Source organism: Kitasatospora sp. MBT63 (genome assembly GCF_000710465.2).
Lineage (GTDB): Bacteria > Actinomycetota > Actinomycetes > Streptomycetales > Streptomycetaceae > Kitasatospora.
Genome location: NZ_JAIZ01000297.1, coordinates 1 through 7,559 on the forward strand (window position 1 = coordinate 1; position 7,559 = coordinate 7,559).

The following is a 7,559-nucleotide window of genomic DNA, read 5'->3' on the forward strand; positions in this document are numbered from 1 at the left end:
GCGGGCCAACCGCCGGGGCACCGACGGTCCGCCGCGGCCGCCCGCGCAGCCCGAGGCCGCCGCGCCGCCGGCGCGCTCCGCCGACGGCGCCAAGACCTTCATGGCCCTGTTCCAGGCCGGTACCGCGAGTGGCCGGTCGGCCGCCCGGCAGGCCCGGCAGTCCGACGACGACCCCCGCCCGCCCGCCGGGCCGGCGGGGTCGGCCCCCGAATCCCCCCGACCTCCCCAGCGCTCCGGAGATTTCCATGACCACCAATCCTGACCTCGGCTGGCTGCTCTCGGACATCGTCGCGGTCCCCGACGTCCGGCACGCCGTCGTGGTGTCCAACGACGGCCTGGAGATCGGCCGCAGCGAGCAGATCGGCCGGGACGACGCCGAGCGGCTGGCCGCGGCCTGTTCCGGGCTGCAGTCGCTGGCCCGGGGGGTGGCCCAGGGCTTCGGCGGCCGGGGGTCCAGCACCCGGCAGATCGTGGTCGAGTACGGCGGCGGCTACCTGTTCGTGGTGGCGGCCGGCGCGGGTGCGCACCTCGCGGTGGTGACCGGCGAATCGGTGGACGCCGGGCTGGTGGCGTACCAGATGCAGGTGCTGGTCGAGCGGATCGGCACCCACCTGACCAGTCCGCCGCGGGTCGGTCAGGCGGCCGGGGACGCCCGGTGAGCGGCCCGGTCCGGCCGTACGTGATCACCGGCGGGCGCAGCGGTACCAACCGGCCGGCGCTCGCCATCGAGAGCCTGGTCAGCGCGGTCCCCGCGGCCGACCTCGACCCCGATCTGCGGTCCGGGGACACGCTGAACCGGGAGCACCAGCGGATCCTGGCGCTCTGCCACGACCTGCTGTCGGTCGCCGAGGTCGCGGCCCACCTGCGGCTGCCGGTCAGCGTGGTCCGAGTGCTGGTCGACGACCTCTGGGACCTGGGCGCCGTCCAGGTCCGCCCGCCCGCGCCGCAGGCCGACCGCCTGCCGACGCATCTCCTCGAGGAGGTACTCGTTGGCCTCCGCCAGCTCCGCTGACACCACCGGCACTGCCGGCACCGAAGGCGACGCGCCGTCGTACCTGCCGGCCACCGTGCAGGGGGCGGTGAAGATCCTGGTCACCGGCCCGTTCGGGGTCGGCAAGACCACGCTGGTCGGGGCGTTGAGCGAGATCGCGCCGCTGCGGACCGAGGAGGTGATGACCTCGGCCGGGGTCGGGGTGGACGACCTGACCGGGCGGCCCGACAAGACCACCACCACGGTCGCGCTGGACTTCGGCCGGATCACGCTCAACCCGCAGCTCGCCCTGTACCTGTTCGGCACACCGGGCCAGCAGCGGTTCTGGCCGCTGTGGGAGGACCTGTCGCGCGGGGCGCTCGGCGCGATCGCGCTGGTGGACACCCGCCGGCTGGACGAGAGCTTCGACGTGCTGGGGCAGCTGGAGGAGCAGCGGATCCCGTTCGCGGTCGCCGTGAACGTCTTCCCCGACACCCCGGAACACCCCGAGGACGACCTGCGCTCCGCCCTGGACCTGCTGCCCGAGGTGCCGATCCTGCGCTGCGACGCGCGCGACCGGCAGGCCGCCTACGACGTGCTGATCGACTTCGTGGACCATCTGCTCTCCACCGCCGTACTGGAGCTCCAGCGATGACGACTCCCGAGCCCCAGGCGGCCACCCCGCCGCCCGGCTGTCCCGCGCACCGGGCCGGCGGCCCGCCGGCGCCCGCCGCGCAGCTGTACGGCGCGGCCGTCGCGGACGACCCGCACGGGCTGTACGCCCGGCTGCGCGAGCAGCACGGGCCGGTCGCGCCGATCGAGCTGGAGCCGGGGGTCGAGGCCTGGCTGGTGCTCGGCTACGCCGAACTGCTCGAACTGACCCGCAACGAGAAGCTGTTCTCCAAGGACTCGCGGCGCTGGCGGGTGCCGGCCGAGGGCCGGCTGAAGCCGGACTCGCGGCTGCTGCCGATGACGGCGTGGCGGCCGACGCTGCTCAACCTGGACGGCGGCGAGCACCAGCGGCTGCGCGGCGCGGTGGCGCAGACGCTCGGCCGGATCGACCACCGGCAGCTGCGGGAGACCACCGAGACCGCCGCCAACTCGCTGATCGACAGCTGGGGTCCGGACGGTACGGCCGACCTGATCGCGCAGTACGCGCGCCGGCTGCCGCTGCTGGTCTTCACCCAGCTGCTGGGGCTGCCGGCCGAGATGGGCCCGCACCTGATCGAGCTGATCAGCCACTTCGTGGACAGCAGCGAGAAGTCGGTGCGGGCCAACGCCGAGTTCCAGGCGATCCTGACCGATCTGGTGCGCCGCAGCCGGGCCGAGCCGGGCGCGGACCTGACCTCGTGGCTGCTGGCCCACCAGGCTGGGCTGAGCGACGAGGAGGCGCTGCACCACCTGGTGGTGATCCTGGTCGCGGGCAACGAGACCACCATCAACTGGACCGGCAACACGCTGCGGCTGCTGCTGACCGACCGCCGTTTCCGGTCCACCCTGGCGGGTGGCCGGCTGACCGTCGCGGACGCGCTGGAGGAGGTGCTGTGGCGGGATCCCCCGACGCAGAACTTCCCGGGCCGGTGGGCCACCGGTGACACCGTGCTCGGCGGCCAGTACATCAGCGCGGGCGACATGCTGGTGCTGGGACTGGCCGGGGCCAACGCCGACCCGGCGGTGCACGCCGCCTCGGACGGCATCGCCGGGAACCGGGCGCACCTCGCCTGGGGGGCCGGCCGGCACGTCTGTCCGGCCCAGCACCCGGCCCGGCTGATCGTCGAGACGGCGCTGGAGACCCTGCTGCACCGGCTGCCCGACCTCCAACTGGCGGTTCCCGCCAACGAGCTGGCCTGGCGGCAGTCGCCGTGGTCGCGCGCGCTGGTGTCGCTGCCGGTGCTGTACAGCGCTTTCACCCCGCCCCGAGCCCCCGCACCCGAAAGGCCGCCATGGACACCGCCGACACTCTCACCCCCGTCCGACTCGACGCCTTCGGACGGGACCAGCACGGAGAGAACAGCCGGCTCCGGGCGGCTGGCCCTGCGGTCCTGGTGGAACTCCCTGGCGGGGTGGTGGTCTGGGCGATAACCCACCACGACACCCTCCAGGAGCTGCTCGCCGATCCCCGGGTCGGCAAGAACCCGCAGCTGTGGACCACCTTCCGGGAGGGTCGGCTGCCGGAGGGCTGGCCGCTGCTGAACTTCGTCACCGTGCCCGGCATGATCACCGTGGACGGCGCGGACCACCGGCGGCTGCGCGGTCTGGTCACCCAGGCGTTCACACCCCGCCGGATCGCCGAGCTGGCGCCCGCCGTCGAGGCGCGCTGCGAGCGGCTGCTGGACGCGATGGCCACGCTGGAGGGCGAGTTCGACCTGCGCGAGCACTTCGCGTACCCGCTGCCGATGCAGGTGATCGGCGAGCTGCTGGGGCTGGCGGTCGAGCAGCAGCACCAGCTGCACGAGCTGTCCGACACCCTGGTGAGCAGTTCCGCGACGCCGGAGGCGGCGGTGGCGGCGCAGCGGGGCCTGTTCGCGCTGCTGGGGTCGGTGGTGGCGGCCAAGCGGGCCGAGCCCGGGGACGACCTGACCACCGATCTGATCGCGGCCCGGGAGGCGGACGACCGGCTGACCGAGCAGGAGTTGGTCGGCACGCTGCTGCTGATGCTGGTGGCGGGGCACGAGACCACGCTCAACCTGATCACCAACGCGGTGCGGGCGCTGCTGGCCGACCGGTCGCAGCTGGAGCTGGTGCTGTCCGGGCAGCAGCCGTGGTCGGCGGTGGTGGAGGAGACGCTGCGGTACGACTCCCCGGTGGGGCAGTTCCCGCTGCGGTACGCGGTGGAGGACATCGAGGTCGGCGGGGTGCTGATCCGCCGGGGTGAGGCGCTGCTGGCCTCGTACGCCTCGGCGGGCCGCGACGAGGGGCACTACCCGGACGCGGACCGGTTCGACCTGACCCGGCAGCCGGCCCGGCACCTGTCGCTGGGGCACGGGCCGCACTTCTGCCTCGGGGCGGGGCTGGCCCGGCTGGAGGCGGAGACGGCGCTGCGCGGCCTGTTCGGCCGCTTCCCGGGGCTGACGGCGGCGAAGGACGCCCCGGCGCCGGAGCCGATCGCCTCGTTCGTCAGCAACAGCGTGCGGACCCTGTACGTGCGCACCGCGTAGCGGGCGGCCGCCCCGGCGGACGGGCGTATCCGCGGGGGCGGCCGGTACCCGGCGGCCGGGGGCTCGTTGGGCAGGTCATGACGAAGATCCCGGCGCTGGCCGCCCTGTCCCTGGCCGCCGTCGCGGTGGCCGCCGCCCCCGCGCACGCGGAGCAGGCCCGCGACTACTCCCAGGGGGCGTCGGCGGACGAGGTGTGCCACCAGGAGCTGGCCCAGTACCCGGTGGTCGGGCCGGCGGCGGAGCGCACCACGGGGGTGTGCGGGACGGTCGGCCGGGTGCTGGACCGGCCGCCGGTGTCGGTGAGCTGAGCCCGGTTCAGCCGGTGAACAGGGCGTTCAGCTCGTCGTAGCCGAGGCCGTCGGCCAGCGCGTCGTAGCTCCCGTGGGTGTACACCTCGCGGGCGGCGCGCTGCACGGCCGCGTAGGCGGCCTTGGCGAGGCCGGGGCCGAGGCTGATCCGGGCGACGCCGAGGGCGGCGAGTTCGGCGACGGTGGGGGCGCCGGGGCCGGCCATCACGTTGAGCGGCACGGGCACGGCCGCGACCAAGGCGGCGATGGTGGCGGGGTCGGCCACCCCGGGGACGAAGACGCCGTCGGCGCCGGCCTCGGCGAACGCGCGGGCCCGGGCGACGGCCTCGTCCAGGCGGCCGGCCGGCTCGCCCGCGCCGAGCAGGAAGACGTCGGTGCGGGCGTTGAGGAACAGCGGGACGCCGGTCGCGTCGGCGGCCCGGCGGGCGGCGACGATCCGCTCTGCGGCGTCGGCGGCCGGGCGCAGCGGACCGGGACCGGACCAGCCGTCCTCCAGGTTGACGCCGACGGCGCCGGTGGCGATCAGCTCGGTGATGCTCGCGCCGACGCCTTCGGGGGTGTCGGCGAAGCCGTGTTCGAGGTCGGCGGTGACCGGCAGGTCGACGGCGGCGGCGATCAGGGCGGTCTGGGCCAGGGCGCGCGGCAGGCCCAGCACCTGCCCGTCGGGGACACCGAGGGTCCAGGAGACGGAGGCGCTGGCGGTGGCGATGGCCGGGGCGCCGGCCCCGGCGACCAGGCGGGCGCTCGCGGCGTCCCAGACGTTGGCCAGGACCAGGGGGGTGCCGGGGCGGTGGAGGGCGTGGAGGAGCTTCGCCTTGTCGTGCGGTGTGGTCATGGTGACAGCCTGTCGGTCTGGGGGTGCCGGGTCCGGCGGGAATCGGACCTGGACGGCGGGCCGGACGGGTGGTGGGCCGGGGCTGGTGGTCAGGCCTGCCGGGTGGTCAGGCCTGCTTGGGGGCGGGGCTGAGCCGGGTGGCGATGGCGATCCGGTTCCAGGAGTTGATGGCGATGATCAGCGCGATCAGCTGGCCCAGTTCCCGCTGGTCGAACAGCTTGGCCGCCTCGTCGTAGACCGCGTCCGGGACATGGCCGTCGGTGACCAGGGTGACGGCCTCGGTGAGGGCGAGCGCGGCCCGCTCCTTCGCGGTGAAGTACGGGGTCTCGCGCCAGGCCGGCAGGGTGTGGATCCGGTGCTCCTGCTCGCCCTGCGCCCGGGCGTCGGTGGTGTGCATGTCCAGGCAGAAGGCGCAGCCGTTGATCTGCGAGGCACGGATCTTGACCAGTTCGGCGAGGGTCGGGTCGACGTCGGTGCGGGCGGCCCGGTCCAGCTTGATCATCGCGGCGTAGAACTCGGCGGCCTGCTCGGGGAGCGAGATCCGCTGGACGGGGGCGGGGACGAGGGCGTCAGGGGTGGTGTTCTCGTGCGTCGTCATGTCTCCACCGTAGGTGCCTGATGGCCCGTCAGTGTGGTTCATTTGGGTCATGGGATCCTGGGCCACTTTCGGCGGCGACCTGCACCTCGACCTGTCCGCGGGCCGGGCCCGCGGCCTGGGCCTGCGGGCCGCGCTGGAGGACGCGCTGCGCACCGCCGTCCGGGAGGGCCGGCTCGGTCCCGGCACCCGGCTGCCGTCCTCCCGGGCGCTGGCGGCGGACCTCGGCATCGCCCGCAACACCGTCGCCGAGGCGTACACCCAGCTCGGCGCGGAGGGCTGGCTGACGTCCCGGCAGGGCTCGGGCACGGTGGTGGCCGAGCGCGGCGAGCCGCAGCCGGCCCCGCCGCCGCCCGGGGTGCGGCCCGAACCGGCCGTCCGGCACAACCTGATGCCGGGCAGCCCGGACCTCTCCCGCTTCCCGCGGAACGCGTGGCTGGCGGCCACCCGGCGGGCGCTGGCGACCGCCCCGCACGAGGCCTTCGGGCTCGGCGACCCGCGCGGCCGGATCGAGCTGCGCCGGGCGCTGGCGGCCTACCTGGCCCGGGTCCGCGGCGTGCGTACCGACCCGGAGCGGCTGGTGGTGTGCTCCGGCTACACCCAGGGGCTCGGGCTGCTCTGCCGGGCGCTGCACGAGCAGGGGGTGCGGACGGTGGCGGTGGAGGAGTACGGCCTGCCGCCGCAGCGGGCGGTGATCGCGGAGGCGGGTCTCGGCACGGTGCCGCTGTCGCTGGACGAGGGGGGTGCCCGCACCGGGGAGCTGCTCGGCTCGCCGGCCGGGGCGGCGGTGCTGACCCCGGCGCACCAGTTCCCGACCGGGGTGGCGCTGCGCGCCGCGCGCCGGGCGACCGCGGTGGCCTGGGCCCGGGCCACCGGCGGGGTGGTGATCGAGGACGACTACGACGGCGAGTTCCGCTACGACCGGCAGCCGCTGGGCGCGATGCAGGCACTGGACCCGGAGCGGGTGGTGTACGCGGGGACGGCGTCCAAGAGCCTGGCGCCGGGGATCCGGATGGCCTGGCTGGCCCTGCCCGGCCGGCTGGTCGAGCCGGTGATGCGGCAGAAGCGGCTGGCGGACGGGCAGAGCGGCGCGGTGGAGCAGCTGGCGCTGGCCGAGCTGATCACCTCCGGCGACCTGGACCGGCACATCCGGCGCAGCCGGCTGCAGTACCGGCGGCGCCGCGACCGGCTGATCGAGGTGCTGGCCGAGCGGGTGCCCGAGGTCCGGGTGACCGGCCTGTCGGCGGGGCTGAGCGCCGTCCTGGAGCTGCCGCCGGGCTCGCTCGGCGAGGAGGAGCTGCTGCGGCAGGCGCGCTGGCTGGGGATCTCGCTGAGCGTGCTGTCCTGGTGCCGGGCGTCCGAGGCGCCGCCGGCCGCGGACGCGCCCGCGGCGCTGGTGGTCGGGTACGGGACGCCGGCCGACCACGCGTTCCCGGCGGCGCTGGACGCACTGTGCACGCTGCTGCGGCTGTGACCGCCCCGGCGGCGCGGCGCGGCTCAGCGGCCGCCGCGGTGGCCGATCTCGAAGAGCAGGATGACGAACCCGGCGAAGGCATGGGTGGCCACCATGTAGATGGCGGCGCGGATCCAGACCCGGCGGTCGGTGCGGCGTCCGGCGTCCTTGGTGAGGTCGGCGGCGGGATGGGCGGCGGGGCCGGTCGCGGGGTGGGTGGCGAGGTCACTGGCGGGGGCG

At 75.4% G+C, this 7,559-nt stretch carries 10 protein-coding genes and 1 pseudogene; 8 read left to right on the forward strand and 3 right to left on the reverse strand.

The features are described 5' to 3' along the window. The 7 genes and pseudogenes from AA75_RS51435 to AA75_RS18470 form a co-directional block, all read left to right on the forward strand. A pseudogene (locus AA75_RS51435) lies at positions 1-262 on the forward strand (hypothetical protein); the annotation flags it as partial. Next, positions 246-659, forward strand: coding sequence for a roadblock/LC7 domain-containing protein (locus AA75_RS18445; protein WP_033821188.1), 414 nt, complete (start codon positions 246-248; stop codon positions 657-659). The pseudogene AA75_RS51435 and the gene AA75_RS18445, both read left to right, overlap by 17 nt. Then, complete coding sequence (locus AA75_RS18450) at positions 656-1,012, forward strand: DUF742 domain-containing protein (RefSeq protein ID WP_033821189.1); 357 nt, start codon at positions 656-658, stop codon at positions 1,010-1,012. The genes AA75_RS18445 and AA75_RS18450 overlap by 4 nt, the downstream gene beginning before the upstream one ends. Before the next feature lie 43 nt (positions 1,013-1,055). After that, positions 1,056-1,625 (forward strand): ATP/GTP-binding protein, encoded by a 570-nt coding sequence (locus tag AA75_RS18455; RefSeq protein ID WP_033821202.1) that lies wholly within the window; start codon positions 1,056-1,058, stop codon positions 1,623-1,625. Beyond that, a complete protein-coding gene (locus AA75_RS52055) occupies positions 1,622-3,052 on the forward strand; it encodes a cytochrome P450 (RefSeq protein ID WP_233289076.1) in 1,431 nt (476 codons plus the stop codon). Before AA75_RS18455 ends, AA75_RS52055 begins: the two co-directional genes overlap by 4 nt. Then, positions 3,016-4,128: a cytochrome P450 gene (locus tag AA75_RS18465; protein ID WP_233289077.1), complete on the forward strand. Its 1,113-nt coding sequence runs from the start codon at positions 3,016-3,018 to the stop codon at positions 4,126-4,128. Before AA75_RS52055 ends, AA75_RS18465 begins: the two co-directional genes overlap by 37 nt. A gap of 77 nt (positions 4,129-4,205) precedes the next feature. Next, positions 4,206-4,436, forward strand: a complete 231-nt coding sequence (locus AA75_RS18470) for a hypothetical protein (RefSeq protein ID WP_033821191.1) — start codon at positions 4,206-4,208, stop codon at positions 4,434-4,436. 7 nt (positions 4,437-4,443) lie between these two features. Here the strand turns inward: AA75_RS18470 and AA75_RS18475 are convergent, their stop codons facing one another. Then, positions 4,444-5,271, reverse strand: a complete 828-nt coding sequence (locus tag AA75_RS18475) for an isocitrate lyase/phosphoenolpyruvate mutase family protein (RefSeq protein WP_033821192.1) — start codon at positions 5,269-5,271, stop codon at positions 4,444-4,446. A gap of 106 nt (positions 5,272-5,377) precedes the next feature. Next, a complete protein-coding gene (locus tag AA75_RS18480; RefSeq protein WP_033821193.1) occupies positions 5,378-5,869 on the reverse strand; it encodes a carboxymuconolactone decarboxylase family protein in 492 nt (163 codons plus the stop codon). A 49-nt stretch (positions 5,870-5,918) separates the two neighbouring features. Here AA75_RS18480 and AA75_RS18485 point away from each other — a divergent pair, with 49 nt between their 5' ends. Continuing rightward, the gene (locus AA75_RS18485; RefSeq protein ID WP_033821194.1) at positions 5,919-7,340 is read left to right on the forward strand and encodes a PLP-dependent aminotransferase family protein; all 1,422 of its coding nucleotides are present in this window, start codon (positions 5,919-5,921) and stop codon (positions 7,338-7,340) included. A 23-nt stretch (positions 7,341-7,363) separates the two neighbouring features. Here AA75_RS18485 and AA75_RS49450 read toward each other — a convergent pair. Beyond that, positions 7,364-7,559, reverse strand: a 196-nt coding sequence (locus AA75_RS49450) for a DUF6126 family protein (protein WP_033821195.1), incomplete at its 5' end; no start/stop codon positions are given.